We start from the raw sequence: 18,461 nt of genomic DNA, 5'->3' as shown, positions 1-18,461 counted from the left end.
TATCTTTTTAAAACTTTAAAGTAACAAATAAGTAATCGGCGTAATAATAAGTAATGTTAATATCGTTCTTTGTACGTAGAGAATAATAAGTTCCGATACTTTTAACGGAATGTCTGTCGATAAAATACAAGGAATGGAAGCTGAGAAGAACAATATAGATGATACCGAAACAACCGCAATGACAAACTTTGTCACAAGTGGTGCACTTACAACTAAAAGAGAAGGTAAAAACATTTCTGCGATACCAACGGATGCGGCTTTAGCAGCTAGTTCTGCTTCTGGTAATTGTAATAGCCATGTAAACGGATAGAAAATATAACTGATCCAATCAAATATTGGCGTGAATTTCGCTAAGACGATACCAATTAATCCGACTGACATAATGGATGGTAAAATGCCCATTGTCATGATAAATCCGTCTTTTAAATTTACTGCGATATTTTTCATAATACTTGGTGCAGATTTCGATACTTCTAGCGCATCTTCCCAAGCGCGTTCTAGCATTTTCTCTTTATAAACGGGCTCTGGGAACCCTTCTTCTGTTACATATGTATCTGATTTTCTACTAAGTGGTGGAATTCTTACGGTGATAGCAGTTACGATGAATGTTACAACAAGAGTAGTCCAAAAATAAACATTCCATAAATGCATAATGTCTAATGTTTTTGCGATGATGATCATAAATGTTGCGGATACTGTAGAAAAACCTGTAGCGATAATAGCTGCTTCTTTTGTCGTATACTTCCCTTCTTTATACACGCGATTCGTAATTAATAAAGCTAACGAATAACTCCCCACAAAGGATGCAACCGCATCAATTGCTGATCGTCCAGGTGTTTTCCATAACGGCCTCATAATCGGACGACAAAACGTACCGATAAATTCTAGTAATCCGTACCCGACTAATAACGCTAAAAAAGCCGAACCAATTGGCACGAGTAAACTTACCGATATTACTAGTTTTTCATACAAAAACGGCCCTACATCTGGCGCAAAGAACCATGCTGGCCCTACTTTCACGCAATATAATACACCAAAAACGACGCCAACTACTTTTAAAATCGAAAAACAAATATCTACGATAGATGCATTCCACTTTTTCGTATAATACGGATAAATCGCCCCCATTATCATAACGAGTAGAGCGTAATAAGGTACTACGCTCGGAACCGAAGTCCGGATCCATGATACGATATGATCAATCATAATGGAAGAAGCACCGTTTATCGTAACTGGTACGAAAAACATAAATACCCCAACTAGACTAGCGAGTATAAACCGAAGAATGATCCCCTTCTCACTCCCTGTCTTAATTACATTCCTTTTTAATTCAATTTCACTCAAAATTCGACACCTCCTATTATCTAAATATTCTGTATAATAATGTTACATTCCTTCTTTCGATTTCTAATATTTAATCATATGAAAAAGCCTATTTAAAAAATAGGCTTTTTCTACTACCTCTCATAATCATCCACAATCACTTGAATAACACGATACGATTCTTCTGCCACTATTTTATTGCTAGTCTTATTTGCATCATATGTAATTAACGCCTTCCAAAGTGCCCATCCTCTCGCTCTATTCCACGTTTCTTCATCTATTTGCAATATTTCTTTAAATACGTTTCTACTACTTTTATCAAAAAATGTCCATGCCATCGCTGCATCACAAGCTGGATCTCCTACTCCTAAAATACCAAAATCAATTACAGCACAAAGCTTTCCATCCTTAACGAGTAAATTTCCTGGTGCAACATCTCCATGAACCCAAACTGGTTTACGCTTCCACGTTGACTGAAGTGCTACATCCCAAAGGTGCTTTAATACAGTTTCATCAAAAACGTCCTTATTATTTTCGATAGCATTTCTCGCCTCTTCATCATATACAGATATAAGCCCACCTCTGTAAAAGTTATGTGCTCCAGCTATTGGGCCATTACTCGCATCAATGGATTGCAATTCTACTAAAAATGATCCTAAGTCCGCTGCAAATTCATGTAAGTCACGAACATTTTGTTTCGTAACAGTATCTCCTTCTATCCACTCATTAATAGACCAAGGCCACGGATACTCTTCAGATGGATTTCCTTTCGCAACTGGTGTAGAAATCGGTAAAGAAAGCTCCTTACTTAATATAGGTAGCCACTTATTTTCTTTCTCTACTTGCGGTACATATGCCACATCACTTGGCAATCTGACACTCATCTCATCCCCTAGATGAAACGTTCGATTATCATGCCCACTAAACTTTACAGGCTTCACATTTAAATGTGCCCATTTAGGAAACTGTTCTTGCACTAATCTTTTAACTAACTCTTTGTTAATTAAATTCATTCACTTTCCCCTTTTCTTTTGAAACTTACTATGTCCATCCGTACTACCGATATATCCAAAACCACATCGCTTATAAAAATCATTCAACGTACGATTATGCCCGACACAATCTAACCTCAAAAACTCTTTGTCATGTTGTACATTCTCTTCTATCCACCGTAAAATCCATTCTCCTATTCCGTTCCCCTTATACTTCCGGTTCACCGCAAATCTATGAATATATAATGAATTAGAAACTTCCTCTTTACCAAAGATATGTTCATCCCATTCATTTTGTTTAGGAGATGCTGTAACCGTACCGACAATTTCATCTTCTTTCATAACCACATATGTATATTTCTCTCTTATCCCATCTAGTATTTCAGCCGTAGCCTCTCCACCTAACAAATACTGCCACTGATCCACTTCTTTATGTTGTAGCCACTCTGCTACTTCTTTTAATAGAGTAATTATGCTATCACTTTCCCCTTCAATAGCAGTTCGAATTGTATATTCTTTAACTGTATTTCTCTCCATATTGCCGTTCCCCTTTCAAATTACTACCATACTGATAATCGCGTTCTACCGTCATTTTCGTCTGTCACGTATTCAACGTAAAAACCTTGATTCATTGCGTTTTCATACATCAATTCAATTGCTTCTTGGCCTTTCGCATAAATGTGTATGTAATCACCATCCGCTACTAATACGACTACTTCACACTTGCTTTCTTTAAACTCTTCATATGTTTCAATCTCTTCTAGTACTTCTCCTTTTGGATACGCTTTTAAATCTGCAAAAATGAGATAATATATGTTATCTTTTATTAATTTTTTAAATTCTAATCCACTCATTACCTTGTTATCTTCTGAAAATAATTCTGGTCCTAATCCATCAGGTAATATGAAATAAGATTCCTCGTTTTCCACTCGCCAATCAAATGATGTAATATCGATCGGCTTTAACACTTTCCAAAGTAGATTATCATATTCATTTGGAATATCTACAAAAATCCCTCGTTTCATTTTTTCTCCTTTCTTCTTTCTTATCATTTTTATTTTATACATCATATTACACAATTAACTACTACATTTTAAATACCTCTTCTATGTTATCTAACTTTTCTCTCAAATAAAATACCGCTCCACTACTAGTGAAACGGTTTTCCCTCTACTATTTTTCAAGCATTTACTTCAGTTTTTTGTTCCTTTCCTGCACTACGTTTGAAAGCAGTCGCTAAAATAATAACGATACTTACTACTCCAATCCAAACGAGCACTGTTACAGGTGTACTCCAGCTTAACCCTTTTCCAAAGAAGAATATTTCTCTAAGTCCTTCAATCATAAATCGCATTGGCAACCATGCGTACACCCAGTCTTGGTAAAATGGCGACAACATTTCAGGTGCTAACGATAATAGCGGTGCCCCGAAGAATAGTAAAAGAGCGAATAAACCGATTCCCTTTAGTCCAACTAGTGAAAGTACCGCTGATATCATTAAGAAGAAACTAAAGGACGTAATAGATAAAAACAGTGCCGTATCAGTGAAATTTGAAATGTTTAGTCCTACCATACCATCTGCAATCCATGTAAGACCGAACCCAATGACAGATGCCGCGATAGCACCTGTTATGATTTGTTTTAGTTTTAATACGAAGTTCTCATTTCTTGTACGAATCGGCATTTTATTTATCGCAATAAAGATAATTGCCGCACTCGCTAAACTTGCAATCCATAACGGCTGGAATAAAGACATTGGCGAGTTACCGTTCGCACTATTTTTGCCGATCTCATTTACGTTTGTCACTTCCTTCGTAATCGGTGTTACTACATTTGAAACTTGATCTACTTTTACTGTAGCTCCTTTTGCCTTCAATCCTTCTAATAGTTGCGTGCGAACAGTATTGTTCATATTATCAACTACCCCATTTAACATTTGCCCTGCCATAGTTGATGCTGCTGTATTCATTCCTTGATTGATGAATATTTCTACCTCTGGCGAAGATGGCTGTAGTGTTCGTAATGATGCTTGTTTTGTGCTAAAGTCTTTCGGAATGACTAATGCTGCGTAATACTCTTGATTATTTAATCCTCTTTGCACAGATTCCTTATCTTTTACTTCTACCCACTTGACCGCAGGTTCTTCCTCTGATTTTGATGTCTTTTTCATATTATCAACAATCGTTTGCCCCATGTTCATTTTTGGTTGATTCGGGATTTCTACTCCTTGGTCCTCATTTACGATTGCGATTGGCAAGTTTTTCGGCTGAGGTTGAACGGTTGGAAATAACGTTAATGAAAAAATAAAAACTACGAGTAGTGCAATAACTGGTGATAACAATAAAAGTTTATTTTTAAACATTTTCTTTTCTCCTCCTTACATTTGATTTATAATAACCAACAACGTGTTGTTTATTTATATTTTGAATTATATGTTCGAGTCGAACCTTATACAATAATCAAAAATTGTGAATGTGTCGGTTATAAGACACATCCTTGAAATGTGTTGGCTAAAATGAAGGAGGGACATACTTTGCGTGATAGTAATTTAGATTTACGTGTTGTTCGTACGAAAACTGCTATACGAAATGCATTGGTAGAATTAATTGAAGAAAAAGGCTTTGACGCCATTACAGTGAAAGATATTACAACGAGAGCGAACATAAATCGTGGTACTTTCTATGCGCACTATCAAGATAAATTTGATTTAATGACGAAATGCCAAGAAGAAATTATGTATGAGTTTTCTAGCATTGCCAAGCAGAGATTGCCTGAAGTTATTGCGGATCTTGGGTCCAATCCTTCCCCAACAATGCCGTTTATACTTATTACTTCTATTCTTGAATTTCTAAATGAAAATAGTGATTTTATGAGAGCTGTATTAAGTCCAAAAGGAGATTTATCTTTCCAAACAAAACTGAAAGACTTTATGTGGAAAACAATATTTGAAGATACGAATGGCGCTCTCATTAATAAGGAGAATTTACTTGTCCCAAGCCAATATTTAGCTTCTTATATGGCATCTGCTCATATTGGTGTTATTCAGCAATGGTTAAATAACGGACAAAAAGAAACACCTGAGGAAATCGCTCGTATTTTATCGACAATCGCTGTTCATGGGCCTTTTTATGCGGCTGGTTTGAAGAAATGAGCCAGCTATATAGAAAAGATCATCCACTATAATAGCGGATGATCTTTTTTTAATTACAACACTTCAATATAACCTTCTGTTCCATGTACTCGAATTCGTTGTCCATCTTTTATTAATTTCGTAGCATTCTCTACCCCAACAACTGCTGGTAATCCATATTCACGTGCAATCACTGCCCCGTGAGTCATAAGTCCGCCAACTTCAGTGACTAACCCTTTTATAGACACAAACAATGGTGTCCAGCCAGGGTCAGTAAAAGCAGTAACTAATATATCTCCTTCTTCTAAATTCGCTTCTTCCATGTTTAAAATAACGCGAGCTCTTCCCTCAATTACTCCTGAAGAAACAGGCAGGCCTACAATCGCATCAGCTGGGAGGTTTTCTCGTTTATATTTGCCTGTAATGATTTCTCCATCAGACGTCATGATACGAGGAGGCGTTAGTTTTTCATATAATTTGTAATCATTTTTTTGTTTTTGTATCAGCTCGTAATCTAGTTTATTCGTGCGAACAACTTCGTGAAGTTCTTCGAAAGTTAAATAGTATATATCATCGACCTCACGAATGACACCGCTCTGCACAAGTTGCTTAGCTTCTTTCAATAATGCCTGCTTATATATGAAATAACGATTAATCATGCCGTATTTTGGATATTCACGATAACCGATAAAATTACGGATATTACGAACCATCCGCTTCATCTCTTCTACTTTTTGCTTTCCATTTGGCAAGTGCTGCAATCGATTTACTAACTCTTCTTCTTTTTTCAAAGCTTCTTGCAGCCCTTCTTCAAACTTCCGTTTACTAGCACCCGCTTCAAAGTCTCTTATATTATTTAAAATCATCGGGATAATTGTAGTTGGCTTTTCACTCCAGCGTGTTTTCGTAATGTCAATTTCTCCACTACATCTCATTCCGTATTTATTTAGAAAAGTTAGAATGGCATCTCGGGCTTCTTCTCCACCTTTAAACTGAACTATTTCATCTAAAAAGTTATCGTTTTCTACATGTTGTAAATACGTAATAACTTCTTGGTACGGCCGAATCACATCAGCAACGTCCAGTAATGCTAGCCCCATTTCAGACGTAATATTGTTTTGTACCGATTGAGAAAGTGTGTCTGCTGCATTCTTTTCGCCTAGCCAGTGCTCCATCTTTTCATTCATCCATGTTGAAGCATTCATACCTGCCATAATGACAGCCATACTTTGCGGATGAAATAATATTTTCTTTAATTGCTGAATATCTTCCAAAATAAAATCAAGTACATCCACCCCTGATTTCGTTTGCATGTTTCGTTTTAACTCTTCGATTGATGCTTGATTTCTCTTTATTAAATCCATAACGATTGCTGGATTGTTTTCGACTTGTGGCTGCGAACTTGCAGGTGGTCCACTTTTACCAACACTCTTTTCTTTTTCATCATCTGGTAACAATGTAATAAAATTATCTCGCTCGATTATAGTCGTTAATGCATCTCTTACGAGTGGATCCGATTTTCCTAAAGTGTTTACTAAATAATCTCTGCTAGCAGGTGAAGCTAATTGTTTCGTAGCATCAACAAATAGCCGCCCTCCCGCTTTACGCATAGGAGCACTAGTCGTTAACAGGAAAAAAGATAATCCTAGTGGTTTCATCGCATCGGTCATCATTTGTTGGTGGCCAACCGATATATACACATGATTTTCTCCATCATTCGCTTCAGGAATTAGATATAAAGTCGTTATCGGCCTGCTTTGAACAATATAAAATGTATCATCCACTAAACACCATTCGATATCTTGCGGACATTCAAAATACGCTTCAATCTGTCTTCCAATCTGTGCTAGTTGTAAAATTTGTTGTTCAGATAATGTTTGAATCTTTTGCTGAACCGGATCAATCTGTTTCTTCTCTGTTCCGCCCTCTTTTAAAGCATAAATAGCTAATTTTTTAGTGGCTATCATCTTATCGACGATTTCGCCTTCTTTTACTTTATAATTATCGGCAGAGACCAGTCCTGATACTAATGCCTCACCAAGCCCAAAACTGGCATCAATTGATACTACCTTTCGGTTAGAAGTAACCGGATCAGCAGTAAATAAAATTCCCGAAGCCTCAGGGAAAACCATTTTTTGAACGACAACACATATAGAAACTTGATTATGTTCAAAATCATTTTGCATGCGGTACATTACTGCTCGCTCTGTAAATAAAGAAGCCCAGCACTTTCTTACATGCTGCAAAATCGCTTCTTTACCGATAATATTTAAATACGTATCTTGTTGACCAGCAAACGAGGCATACGGTAAATCTTCAGCCGTAGCACTAGAACGCACGGCATACGCATGTTCATTTCCAAAACGTGAGAGATAATGAGCTACCGCTTCCACTACTTCAGAAGGGATTTCTACTGCCATAATGACTTCTCTAATCTTCTTACTAATTCCATCAATTTGGGCTCGCTCTTCCATTTTCAACTTTGTTAGCTGCTGCAACAAAGTTTGAAGCTCGTCATTTTGCTCGATGGCCTTTTCATATCCTACCGTTGTAACACAAAATCCTTCTGGCACTTGTATCCCTTGAACGCTTGATAACTCCCCTAAATTCAATCCTTTTCCACCAACGAGTGCAAGCTGCGTGTTTTCTATTTCCTGAAAATCGAGAACGAAAGAACTCATTTACCATCTCTCCTTACTATGCATGTGTTCTTGATTGTAGCAGTAGTAAATACGAATAAACAGTCTATTTTGAACTTGATTTACATGGTATAATTAAGTTAGGAAGAGATTAAAAAAGCCCCAGTTGCTTCATTCTGTAACTGGGGCTTCTTATTTCCGCTCAATTTTAAATTGTAATTTATTCACAACTAACATCAATGTATCTCTGTTTTTCCCCTTTATATATAGAAACGCCATTAATTATCACACACAATTCTTATCTCAACAAATGGTATATAACCCGAAATATGCTTTATTTTATCCTCCTATGAGCCTTTTCACAGGAGTTTTTATGCATACATATATTATTTATAATGAATCAGTTCTCCTATTTTTCAAAAGCATGTTCTGTGTCATAATAACGCTTGTTAGAATTTATATATACCTACTAATTTTTCTAAAAAAGGATGGTTGTATTGGAAATGAAAAAGCTTCAAGGAATTTATGATGAGGTTATTAGTTTAGGGGAAAATTGTTATACTGCTATTCATCTAAAAAAATATAGGTTGCGGAAATATTCTGGTCCTCTAGATTGGTTTGTATCACCGAATCTTTCTTCTATCAACGAATTATTGAAAAATAATTTTATAGACTTTATGGAGTTAAAAAACATGCATGCAATGCCGGATCAAAATATTGTGTTTAATGATGGCGTGATACAACCTGTTTTTTCTCACATAATAAAAGACACAAAATATAACGTAACATCTTATCATGATTTCCCTGTTATTCCAAATGAAGATTGGTTCATCACATACCATGATTTCAAACAAAAATTAGATCGAAGAATTGATAATCTTTACAAAAGAATTCATAATTCACAATCCATTTTATTTGTTAGATGGGGCGGAAACTTGACTGAAGCGCTAGAATTACAAACAGTTTTATCAAATATTGTTAAAAATAATTTTAAGATCCTTTTACTCTATCCAACAGGACTTGAAAATGAAATAAACGAATTAGAATGGGGGCTTGATCATGTTTTTCCTATTCAAGTTTCAAGTAATTATCTAAATAAACGAACTTGGTATATCCTCTTAAAAGATATACACTTAAACTCAAAATAATAGTAGAAACTACGACTTTACAATCAATATTTTTTGTTTGCACTTTATATAAATTGATATGTCTCCACCTTAATTCTAGGAGTACATTATTGTTTTTTATAACCCCCCACTAATTTTTTTCAAATCCTCCAAAATGAATTTTCAAAATTAGGGAACTATAATGTCGTATTGAAATATATTAAGGGGGATAAAAAGTGGACAAGGAAATGAATTATGGAAGTGATTACAAGTTTATTCCAGCAACTTCTATTGAAAGTGGTCATGGCATCGAAGTATTGCCTGATTTATTTTGTTACACGATTCAAATCGTCAACATATGTTTTGTTGGAAATCCGCATACTAATGATTTTGTTTTAGTTGATGCTGGAATGCCTAAATGTGCAAATGAAATTATCTCTGTTACTGAGAAGCGATTTGGTACAAATAGCCGTCCAAAAGCAATTATTTTAACTCACGGGCATTTTGATCATGTTGGAGGAATAATCGAACTCATTAAGTATTGGAATGTTCCAGTCTATGCCCATCAAATGGAGATACCGTTCTTGACTGGACAACAAAGCTATCCTGAACCAGATCCAACAGTTGAAGGTGGTATGGTAGCGAAAATGTCTCCCCTGTTCCCTAATGAAGCGATTGATTTAGGAAATAGCGTAAAAGCACTACCTACCGATGGAACTGTTCCCCATATGCCAGAGTTTAGATGGATTCATACACCAGGGCATACTCCTGGGCATATTTCATTATTCCGAGAAAAAGACCGAACTTTAATTACTGGGGACGCTTTTGTTACAGTGAAACAGGAATATTTATATAAAGTAATTACTCAGGAACAGGAAATAAGCGGTCCGCCTCGTTATTTAACAACAGACTGGAAAGCTGCTAAAAAATCAGTTATTAAGCTAGAGAAATTAAAGCCTCTAGTCGCTATTACCGGACATGGGATACCAATGTCCGGTGAATTGCTATCAACAAGCCTCAAAACACTCGTTCAAGAATTTGATAAAATCGCTGTACCCGATCATGGAAAATATGTAGACAAAAAGATACATTAAACACGAAAAAACTTTAGTTTTTATATTAAAGAATTAAGATATGATACAAAATCAGCACGTCAAAAGATATTAAGTTTACTATGAAAATACACTGTACTTAAGTAACATCTCTATCCTAAGAATAGAACTATCCTTTTGGAATAAAAATCGAGCTTTCGCACACACTATCTTTAATAAAGTCTGCTTCTTACCCAGGCTTTATTTCTTACCATTAAAGAGCAGTCATAAATAACTGCTCTTTTTAATTTTTTAGTATAAGCTTAAATTTTTTGTTCATACTATACTTAACCCATGAAATAGTTATACTCCTTACATTCATGGATGTAACTTTCTCGCTGCAGTTAGCTTTTGCTAGCTGCTTTTTTATTGATAATTTTTTAAAACTCATACAAACTCCATATTTTTAACCATATCCCGAAATTCATTCCTTTTAACCGAGCTGCTAAAGAAGTTTTAATGAAAGTTATTAATATGCTGTGACAGAAGTAAAAGAAATTTATGTAGATAGATCAATGACAAACTGGAATCCATTATCTCATCTTGTATATTTCATAGAAATGATGTAATTAATTCAATGTTAGAGTCTTTAAGATAAACGTGGAGATATTTCAATATTGAATAGTTATAACGTAAATTTTAAAAATGAAAATATAATACTCATTTTTATCAAAGTTTCTTTTAAGTATGATTAAATTTTATTTCAAAGTTTTTAGTTTCAAAAAATCCGATAAACTTACTATATTCTTGACTTTCGTTCTCGGTCTGCAACCCCTGGACCATTGCAAACAAAGTATAAAAATAAGAACAATATCAACGAAATCCCCACCATAATACATCAGCCCGCCCCCAATTTCAGCTTGTGCAGTGACTACACCAGTAGGTGGGTGAGCATAAATGTATTTTGATAATATCCCATGACCAGCAGATGCAACTATTAAAACAATTGATCGATACATATAACTATGCCTATGTGGTATTGGATCAACATAAATCATTGATGTGGTAAACAGATATCCTGCAATGAAAACATGGAAATGTATGAACAAATGAAGAAGTATACTTTTGTGCATCATCGAGTATAAGTTAGTCGTATAGAGAATCCATAATCCTCCTAGATTAAGCAAGGTTGCGATAATTGGATGAGTAAGGATTTTTAAAGGCTTACTCTTTAGTACACTTGAAAGACGTCGCGCTGCTTTCACATTGAGCGTTCGTAAAAAAAGAGTCATCGGAGCTGCTAATGCTATAAAAATTGGAGCAAACATCCCAAGGAGCAAATGCACAAGCATATGTATTGTGAAGTCATTATGAGCACGATGAGCTAAAGGTCCAATAACTGCTATTGCTACACAAATAAGCCCTAAAACCCAGAAGACACTTCGATATAACGGCCATCGTTTGTAATGACGATTTGATAATACCGTCGATACAATATAAATTATTAATATAATTAAAATGAATACGAATAACAAAAAATCCAATAAACTCCATATTTCGTGATGAAGATGGTTATTGTTCATCTAAACTTTTCCCTCTCAATAATCTTTCATCGGTTCTTGTCTGAAAAACTAGTAGAATTCCAATTAAGAGCATTACAGCCGCAATTATATTCCATATTACGTCGTAGATAAGAACATTATCTACGTATCGAATCTGATGTATTTTCATTAGTTTATGTTGAATTATACCGTCATATAATTGAAATCCACCACTACCAAGCATTAACCCGCTCCACCATCTTTTCAACCAAAATGCATTTCTACGGCGAAGATCAGCAACCATAAACAAGGAACCAATCGTTGCAAACCAACTAAAAGCATGAAAAAGACCATCTGAAATCAATCCAATATCTGTTGTAGATTTATCATAGAAATGGTGCCAATGTAGCAGTTGATGAAAAATAGTTTCATCTATAAAAGCTACTAACCCTAGGCCAAACAAGATACCTGACCATAGATTACGGGTCAAATAAACAGAAGAGGTTAAATGGCTTGTATTATCGGTTTCAGTATCCACTAAATCATATCCTTTCCACTAATGTATATTCTTATTTTTCCCAAAAGAAAAATGTGCTAAACATACTTAGCGCCAAAGGAAACTAATGTTCAGTTAGAAATATCGTATAGATACTTATTCTCTAGCATATTTAATATTTGTTTAAAACTCCCTAAAAAACTTTAAGAAGTTCACCATTCTAAAATAGCGTTAGTATAATTTCTTTAGTATTTTCGAATGAATCTATATTTTTATCCTTTAATCAATTTATTAACAATGGAAATTACCATTTAGTCTTAACTATTTGATCCTGTATAAATAAACTATAGTTTTTCTCTAAAGGTAATTTCCATATCTTCATTTTAATATTGCATTTGTATTGCCTTTTGCACATTTTGAATATCATTTTTTAATAGTTGCTTTAAATCGTAAGCTGGATAGTAACCACGTTCGTACATAAAGTTAAAAACCTGCACATGTAATTGTATAGCGCCATTTATTTGGCGGGTTAAAACTTCTCTAAGTCGGGGTGTTGCAGTTTCAGTAATTGCTATTGCATAGTTTCGAACAGATGTCTTTGCTAATCCAAGTAAATCTCCAGCGTAAAATCCAGTGTCATCACGATGCTGCTGCGATTGAAATCCAGGAGCATACGGATAAAACTGTACTAACTCTTGTAGATTGTTTTGGATGGCATTTATAGCTTTAATATATAACGATTGAAGTGCTTGATCAGGTACATTTCTAACTGACTTTTTTTATTTGATTAAACCGTTCGCTTGGAATGCTACTAATTCATGTAGATCCAATGTTTCATGCCAAGCTAACTGATTAGGATAAGACATATATGTTCCCCCTTAATATTCATTCATGCTACATTATGCAAAAAAATGTAAAAGGGGCCTATACTACATAAATTCATTTCAACCTAATTTATCATTACTTTCCATTTTCTATGTTAATCACCATAAAATAAACTTAATTCCTCTTCCCTACTTTTTTATATCCTTAATTTTAATTTTCAAAATGACTTCTTCGCCTTTACAATCTATAAATTTAATTTTTTCTTCCTTAAAAATCCCCACCATAATACATCCTTTCTCGTTTCGTTATAAACCATACTAGTTAGAAAATATAAATGTGAACATTGTACCTACATATTTTTTAAATTTTATAGTTACTTAATTTTATATATGATTAAAAATTAAGTAACTACATTGAAGGGGATTCTCCATTAAATCACTTTATTTTTATAGATTAAAAAATAATTATTTTAGCCGCGTTAGTCACCCATTCCTAAATAATTAATAGGTTATATATTATGACTTAGGAGGGATAAAAAGATGACTATACTTTATGATAAAGACTCTTTACAAAAAAATATTACTAACCTTCCACATTGGCAACAAGAAGCTTTCCGTTCTTTTAAATTAAAAATGACAGATAAAAATAAACCTTTCCCTTGTATCCCAGCTCAACACGGCTTTACAGCCAATCACCTCCGGTACGGATTCATTGGTGATCCTAGAGATACGAATACTAGCGAGGACTTTGCCACATTACTTAAAGAATATACGGAATGTTCTAGAGACACAGGGCAATACGCTTCACTTATTGTTTTTATTCATACACCAATAGATTTAAAGCAAGAAACTACCGTTGAGGATTTTGAACATATTTATTGGTCTCTACTTAATACAACTAGCCATTTGGACGAGATGGAATGGCCTATGCACATTCCAAATGATCCTATGGAAAACACTTGGGAATTTTGCTTTCATAATGAATCATATTTTGTTTACTGCGCTACACCTGCCCATGTCAATAGACAAAGTAGACATTTTTCATGTATGATGCTTGCTTTAACCCCTAGATGGGTTTTACAGGGAATTATGAATTCTGAGAAACGCAGTAGAAAACTAAAAAACTTAATACGTCAACGTCTAGCCGCTTATGACAAAGCTCCTATTCACCCTTCTCTTAAAGATTATGGTGAAAAAGATAATTATGAATGGCAGCAATATTTTTTACGTGATGATGAAACATTTCCATCAAAGTGTCCATTTTCTCGAATAATAAAATACTTGCATAAAAATAAATAATCCACTCCGCTTTTTATTATTTAGTTGTACAAACTTTAACCACTGAATAGATTTAATATAGATCAAATTTAGTGGGAGGAGCATATCATACGTGGGCATATTTTTAAGCTATGTTTTCTTAGGTTTATCATTATCTGCTCCAATGGGGCCTATTAATGCTGCACAGTTAGAAAAAGGTATTAGGAGTGGGTTTTTTCACGCTTGGATTCTTGGCATAGGAGCCTTACTTGCAGATGTCATCTACATGGCACTTATTTATTTAGGTGTAATTCATTTCCTCGAAAAAGATATTATAAAACTTTTCTTATGGTCTTTCGGCGCTTTTGTTTTAATCTATACAGGCATCGAAAGTTTAAAAAATGCGAATCAAATTAGCATTAGTAATACTAGAAATGATGATTCAATTATTAAAAGCTTTTTTTCTGGTTTTTTTATGTCTTTATCGAATCCATTAACAATTCTATTTTGGCTTGGAATTTTCGGCTCTATATTAGCAAAAGCCGCTTCTTCCTATAATAAAGAGCAGCTTTTGTTATATAGCTTTGGTACCATTTTAGGTATTTTTATTTGGGATATTACGATGGCAAGTACATCTAGTATATTTCGTAAATTTTTGAATACTCGTATATTGTCTCTTATAACGATAGTATCTGGAATATCACTTATTATTTATGGATTATATTTTGGTTTTCAAACTTATCAAATTATTTTTCAATAACTTCTATTATTTAGTTTTGACCTACTATTCCTGTTGTGTAAGGAAAGATACTTCATATAACTGTATTCCTTTTTCTTGAGACAAAATGAACAATTATAGTAACAATAATAACTATTCCTAAAAACAACAAGCTCACTAGGAAACCAAAACGCGTTGTTTTTTGCAATAGTGTTCCACTAACAGCTAGTGCAATCATAATAAGACCAATAATACTTTTTATCTGCATCCAACCTTTTGGATTCATTAGCCTCCAAAAGGAGAGAAGAATTAAACTCCATGTATACAACAACATTAATCCGGCTGCAGTTGTTACATATTCATATATATTTTTTGGTAGTAATAAAGCACTAAGGATAGAAGCACCAAGCCCAATTATAATAAGAATTAAAGCTGGAAAAGAGATATTTTTCTTGTTTTTTTTCGCAAACATCGCAGGTGCATCACCCTCTTCAGCTAAGTTCATTAATACACTTGTCACTGCAAATAATGAACCAACTAACGTTGAAAAGCCCGCTAAAATTAATACTATATTTAAAATAAATGGCACATACGGCAAATTATAGTCTTGTAACGCTATTACAAAAGGACTTTCTTTCGTATTAAACTGGTTTAATGGTACCATCATAATTGCCAACCCTAAAGAGACTACGTAAATAATCGTTAAAATCATTAACATTACTCTCCCTGATTTTTGTGCATCTTTAGGGTCTTTAAGTCTTATTGTCATTAACCCCATAATTTCAATTCCTCCAAATGCATAAAATGCATAAATTAGAGAGGACCAAGTGCCTTTTAATCCATTTGGGAACCAGTCTTTAAAATTCCGCGGAATTTGCGCTTTATATAAACCACCCTTTATAAATCCTAAAATAACCAAAATAGCAATCACAATGAATCCTATAATAGCCGCGATTTTTATAATAGCCATCCATTTTTCTAAACGTTCGAATATCTTTACCCCTATAAAAATAATTAATATAGCTGCTACTCCATATATAGCAGCAAATATCCATAGTGGTATTTTAGGAAACCAGTAACGTGAAAAGATTCCTAACGCACTTAGCTGGCTGCCCATAATAAGCAGCTCCGAACACCAATATGTCCATCCGTGACTAAAACCCGCCCAATTTCCAAAAGCTTTTCTTGAATAAATGCGAAACGATCCTTTTTGCGGATCTTCTACAGCCATTTTTGCCAATGCTTCAAATACAATATATGTAGTGAATCCAGTTAAAATCAGAATAAGAATAATTGAAGATCCACCTATTTTAATTCCTATACTAGATCCTAAAAAGAAGCCTGTTCCTATCGTACAACCAATTCCAATAAGTGAGAGTTGCCACCATTTTAAATCTTTTTTTTCTTTCGTTTCGTTCTTAACATCATGACAGGTCATATCACGATTCTCCTTTATTTATGATGAGAATGTCCCTCATGATCGCTTAAATACTTCTCAGCAAGCTTTTCAACAACATCAACGACATCATGAGCCTTTATTTTATGGTTTGCTACTCTCTCACTTCCTACAGAAATCTCAACTGTAAATAACGCTTCATATTTCATTTCCTTTGCTCCTCCACAGGTAATTGTACAAGAATAATTGCTGTTTAGATTTACCCCCTCTAATTCTTTATCCTTTTGCTTTGCAAAAATTAATTATGTATTTAAAATCTCGAGTTTTTAAAAATCAAACAAATAAATTTGATAATAAAATTCTTAATATCACCATTTTACATTTATAAATCTTAAATAATACGAACACTACTAAGCTTATTTATTTTAAAAAATGTATGAGAAAGAAGAGACGGCATGCCTCTCCTCTATATCCATTTTATATATAAAATTAACGAGTAACTCCACCACCAAGTTGTTGCTCAGCTAATGATACGAGACGTTTTGTAATTTCACCACCAACAGATCCGTTAGCACGAGCTGTTGCGTCTGCTCCAAGTTGCACTCCAAATTCTTGAGCAATTTCATATTTCATTTGATCAAGAGCTTGTTCAGCGCCACGTACTAATAATTGATTGCTGCTTCCACTATTATTGTTTGACATATTGTTTCACCTCCTTCTTTCTTTAATATGTTAAATTACATGCTAAAATATATAGCTAATTAATTGGTAATTACGACCACGAATTCGAAGGTATAATTGATACCCTTTAAGTCCAAGATAATAATGTATAGGAGAACGAAATCCAACATACGTGCCATAGGATATCATAAATAGGCCTTCATCAGAAAATGAACCGGGTTACGCTATATAAAAGCATAACCCGCTTTTAATGAAATATTTTATTCCATATACGTTTAAACAATGGAGGAAAATGATGAAACATATTGTTGCTTTATTAATTAAATACACAGCGATAACTGCAGTATTACTTATCGTACTCGGTATCTTTCAAGGCATTTCAATTCCTAGAGTATTACTCATTTCTCTTTTCCTAACAGGAGCTGCTTATTTAATCGGGGATCTCTTCATTTTGCCTAAATACGGAAATATGATTGCTACAATGGCAGATTTCGGCTTAAGCTTCTTCGGAATTTGGCTTTTAACATCCTTGTTTACTAATTTAGATGTTACTCGTAATATTGGACTTTCTTCGTTTATAGCCGCTTTAATTATTGACGGAATAGAGGTTTTCTTCCACATTTATATGAAGAGGCTAGTACTGCGTAACGACGATGAATTAAGAAATCACAATCATATTCATCATGATAAATATGCTATGGAAATGTCAGATGAATATATAGATTCTTCCACAATAAATAAATCCAAAGTTGAGGATACATCTAAAAAATAAAAAAGTGGTCAATGCCACTTTTTTATTTTTGTTTATTAAGCTTGATCAGAATTTTTTACATGTAATGGAGGTGGAACTACCCATCCTTTTTTCTTACTTAAACGCAGCAAAGTTACACCTGCTTGCGCTTTTTTCATATGAAATTGTCCGAATAACATGCCTACATCTTCTCGAAGACATTTTCCCATCACTTGGCTACATGTCACAAGTCCAGCTGCTAACCCTGTAGAAACAGCTGCTGCTATTTCAGCATCATTAATACGCGCTCCTGGAGGAATGTCTTCGATAGATGCAACTGGTCGTTCTGGAGGAGCAGGCGGTAAAGCTACGCCATTAACCTTTAAAAGAGTTTTTAACTCTTCGATTTCCGAATTCATATCATTTTCAATTAAGCTTTCTAAAAACTTCTTTAAATCCTCGTCACCTGTGTGATTCATAAACACTTGATGGCTTGCAATTGCACCTTGTGCAGCTAAAAGATAACTCCAAATATCAAATACTTCTCCGTAATGTAACGGTTCATTTTGAGGATTTCCACTTAATATACCCATTTTA

At 34.3% G+C, this 18,461-nt stretch carries 18 protein-coding genes and 1 pseudogene; 6 read left to right on the top strand and 13 right to left on the bottom strand.

All coding sequences use genetic code 11. From position 1 onward, the window contains the following. Nucleotides 1-15: 15 nt before the first annotated feature. From QCI46_RS12145 to QCI46_RS12125, 5 genes are all read right to left on the bottom strand, one after another. On the bottom strand, nt 16-1,344 hold the full coding sequence (locus tag QCI46_RS12145; RefSeq protein WP_353840360.1) for a YjiH family protein: 1,329 nt from the start codon (nt 1,342-1,344) through the stop codon (nt 16-18). A gap of 113 nt (nt 1,345-1,457) precedes the next feature. After that, nucleotides 1,458-2,336 (bottom strand): aminoglycoside phosphotransferase family protein, encoded by an 879-nt coding sequence (locus tag QCI46_RS12140; protein WP_353840359.1) that lies wholly within the window; start codon nt 2,334-2,336, stop codon nt 1,458-1,460. Then, on the bottom strand, nt 2,337-2,852 hold the full coding sequence (locus QCI46_RS12135) for a GNAT family N-acetyltransferase (RefSeq protein ID WP_353840358.1): 516 nt from the start codon (nt 2,850-2,852) through the stop codon (nt 2,337-2,339). It abuts the gene before it with no gap. Nucleotides 2,853-2,875: 23 nt separating this feature from the next. Then, a complete protein-coding gene (locus tag QCI46_RS12130) occupies nt 2,876-3,340 on the bottom strand; it encodes a DUF2691 family protein (RefSeq protein ID WP_353840357.1) in 465 nt (154 codons plus the stop codon). Nucleotides 3,341-3,495: 155 nt separating this feature from the next. Then, nucleotides 3,496-4,677: a YhgE/Pip domain-containing protein gene (locus tag QCI46_RS12125; protein ID WP_353840356.1), complete on the bottom strand. Its 1,182-nt coding sequence runs from the start codon at nt 4,675-4,677 to the stop codon at nt 3,496-3,498. A 171-nt stretch (nt 4,678-4,848) separates the two neighbouring features. Between QCI46_RS12125 and QCI46_RS12120 the strand changes: the two genes are divergently transcribed. After that, a complete protein-coding gene (locus tag QCI46_RS12120; RefSeq protein ID WP_353840354.1) occupies nt 4,849-5,466 on the top strand; it encodes a TetR/AcrR family transcriptional regulator in 618 nt (205 codons plus the stop codon). 53 nt (nt 5,467-5,519) lie between these two features. Here QCI46_RS12120 and ppsA read toward each other — a convergent pair whose 3' ends face one another. Beyond that, nucleotides 5,520-8,126, bottom strand: a complete 2,607-nt coding sequence (gene ppsA / locus QCI46_RS12115) for a phosphoenolpyruvate synthase (protein WP_353840353.1) — start codon at nt 8,124-8,126, stop codon at nt 5,520-5,522. 446 nt (nt 8,127-8,572) lie between these two features. Here ppsA and QCI46_RS12110 point away from each other — a divergent pair, with 446 nt between their 5' ends. After that, nucleotides 8,573-9,232 (top strand): DUF1796 family putative cysteine peptidase, encoded by a 660-nt coding sequence (locus QCI46_RS12110; RefSeq protein WP_353840352.1) that lies wholly within the window; start codon nt 8,573-8,575, stop codon nt 9,230-9,232. A 194-nt stretch (nt 9,233-9,426) separates the two neighbouring features. After that, the gene (locus QCI46_RS12105) at nt 9,427-10,284 is read left to right on the top strand and encodes an MBL fold metallo-hydrolase (RefSeq protein WP_353840351.1); all 858 of its coding nucleotides are present in this window, start codon (nt 9,427-9,429) and stop codon (nt 10,282-10,284) included. A 695-nt stretch (nt 10,285-10,979) separates the two neighbouring features. Here QCI46_RS12105 and QCI46_RS12100 read toward each other — a convergent pair. The 3 genes and pseudogenes from QCI46_RS12100 to cotF all read right to left on the bottom strand — a co-directional run bounded on the left by QCI46_RS12100 (nt 10,980) and on the right by cotF (nt 13,124). Beyond that, nucleotides 10,980-11,804, bottom strand: a complete 825-nt coding sequence (locus QCI46_RS12100; RefSeq protein ID WP_353840350.1) for a cytochrome c oxidase assembly protein — start codon at nt 11,802-11,804, stop codon at nt 10,980-10,982. Further along, nucleotides 11,794-12,300 (bottom strand): DUF2243 domain-containing protein, encoded by a 507-nt coding sequence (locus tag QCI46_RS12095; protein WP_353840349.1) that lies wholly within the window; start codon nt 12,298-12,300, stop codon nt 11,794-11,796. The genes QCI46_RS12100 and QCI46_RS12095 overlap by 11 nt, the downstream gene beginning before the upstream one ends. Before the next feature lie 341 nt (nt 12,301-12,641). Beyond that, a pseudogene (gene cotF, locus QCI46_RS12090) lies at nt 12,642-13,124 on the bottom strand (spore coat protein CotF). A 498-nt stretch (nt 13,125-13,622) separates the two neighbouring features. Here cotF and QCI46_RS12085 point away from each other — a divergent pair. Together QCI46_RS12085 and QCI46_RS12080 are read left to right on the top strand one after the other, a co-directional pair. Continuing rightward, on the top strand, nt 13,623-14,381 hold the full coding sequence (locus QCI46_RS12085; protein WP_353840348.1) for a YqcI/YcgG family protein: 759 nt from the start codon (nt 13,623-13,625) through the stop codon (nt 14,379-14,381). Nucleotides 14,382-14,472: 91 nt separating this feature from the next. Then, entirely contained in the window at nt 14,473-15,099 is a 627-nt protein-coding gene (locus QCI46_RS12080; RefSeq protein ID WP_327960548.1) for a LysE family transporter, read from the top strand. Between the two features lie 52 nt (nt 15,100-15,151). On the opposite strand, the gene QCI46_RS12075 is transcribed toward QCI46_RS12080, so the two are convergent. The 3 genes from QCI46_RS12075 to QCI46_RS12065 all read right to left on the bottom strand — a co-directional run bounded on the left by QCI46_RS12075 (nt 15,152) and on the right by QCI46_RS12065 (nt 17,155). Next, nucleotides 15,152-16,495, bottom strand: coding sequence for an amino acid permease (locus QCI46_RS12075; RefSeq protein ID WP_353840347.1), 1,344 nt, complete (start codon nt 16,493-16,495; stop codon nt 15,152-15,154). Between the two features lie 14 nt (nt 16,496-16,509). Continuing rightward, nucleotides 16,510-16,662, bottom strand: a complete 153-nt coding sequence (locus tag QCI46_RS12070; RefSeq protein WP_196470581.1) for a hypothetical protein — start codon at nt 16,660-16,662, stop codon at nt 16,510-16,512. Between the two features lie 280 nt (nt 16,663-16,942). Continuing rightward, the gene (locus QCI46_RS12065; protein ID WP_000069660.1) at nt 16,943-17,155 is read right to left on the bottom strand and encodes an alpha/beta-type small acid-soluble spore protein; all 213 of its coding nucleotides are present in this window, start codon (nt 17,153-17,155) and stop codon (nt 16,943-16,945) included. Nucleotides 17,156-17,429: 274 nt separating this feature from the next. Here QCI46_RS12065 and QCI46_RS12060 point away from each other — a divergent pair, with 274 nt between their 5' ends. Next, nucleotides 17,430-17,906, top strand: a complete 477-nt coding sequence (locus tag QCI46_RS12060; RefSeq protein WP_353841864.1) for a YndM family protein — start codon at nt 17,430-17,432, stop codon at nt 17,904-17,906. Between the two features lie 35 nt (nt 17,907-17,941). On the opposite strand, the gene QCI46_RS12055 is transcribed toward QCI46_RS12060, so the two are convergent. After that, nucleotides 17,942-18,457, bottom strand: coding sequence for a DUF3231 family protein (locus tag QCI46_RS12055; protein ID WP_000512132.1), 516 nt, complete (start codon nt 18,455-18,457; stop codon nt 17,942-17,944). Nucleotides 18,458-18,461: the final 4 nt, after the last annotated feature.

This window comes from Bacillus cereus group sp. RP32, assembly GCF_040459735.1.
Taxonomy (GTDB): Bacteria; Bacillota; Bacilli; order Bacillales; family Bacillaceae_G; genus Bacillus_A; species Bacillus_A wiedmannii.
Note: the sequence above shows the minus strand (reverse complement) of the source record. Positions and strands in the feature narration are given on the sequence as shown.

Excerpts from the sequence above, each read along its gene's own strand:
- QCI46_RS12140 (WP_353840359.1), bottom strand. The coding sequence starts at position 2,336 with ATGAATTTAATTAACAAAGAGTTAGTTAAAAGATTAGTGCAAGAACAG.
- QCI46_RS12135 (WP_353840358.1), bottom strand. The coding sequence starts at position 2,852 with ATGGAGAGAAATACAGTTAAAGAATATACAATTCGAACTGCTATTGAA.
- QCI46_RS12130 (WP_353840357.1), bottom strand. The coding sequence starts at position 3,340 with ATGAAACGAGGGATTTTTGTAGATATTCCAAATGAATATGATAATCTA.
- QCI46_RS12125 (WP_353840356.1), bottom strand. The coding sequence starts at position 4,677 with ATGTTTAAAAATAAACTTTTATTGTTATCACCAGTTATTGCACTACTC.
- ppsA (WP_353840353.1), bottom strand. The coding sequence starts at position 8,126 with ATGAGTTCTTTCGTTCTCGATTTTCAGGAAATAGAAAACACGCAGCTT.
- QCI46_RS12110 (WP_353840352.1), top strand. The coding sequence starts at position 8,573 with ATGGTTGTATTGGAAATGAAAAAGCTTCAAGGAATTTATGATGAGGTT.
- QCI46_RS12100 (WP_353840350.1), bottom strand. The coding sequence starts at position 11,804 with ATGAACAATAACCATCTTCATCACGAAATATGGAGTTTATTGGATTTT.
- QCI46_RS12085 (WP_353840348.1), top strand. The coding sequence starts at position 13,623 with ATGACTATACTTTATGATAAAGACTCTTTACAAAAAAATATTACTAAC.
- QCI46_RS12075 (WP_353840347.1), bottom strand. The coding sequence starts at position 16,495 with ATGACCTGTCATGATGTTAAGAACGAAACGAAAGAAAAAAAAGATTTA.
- QCI46_RS12070 (WP_196470581.1), bottom strand. The coding sequence starts at position 16,662 with ATGAAATATGAAGCGTTATTTACAGTTGAGATTTCTGTAGGAAGTGAG.
- QCI46_RS12065 (WP_000069660.1), bottom strand. The coding sequence starts at position 17,155 with ATGTCAAACAATAATAGTGGAAGCAGCAATCAATTATTAGTACGTGGC.
- QCI46_RS12060 (WP_353841864.1), top strand. The coding sequence starts at position 17,430 with ATGAAACATATTGTTGCTTTATTAATTAAATACACAGCGATAACTGCA.
- QCI46_RS12055 (WP_000512132.1), bottom strand. The coding sequence starts at position 18,457 with ATGGGTATATTAAGTGGAAATCCTCAAAATGAACCGTTACATTACGGA.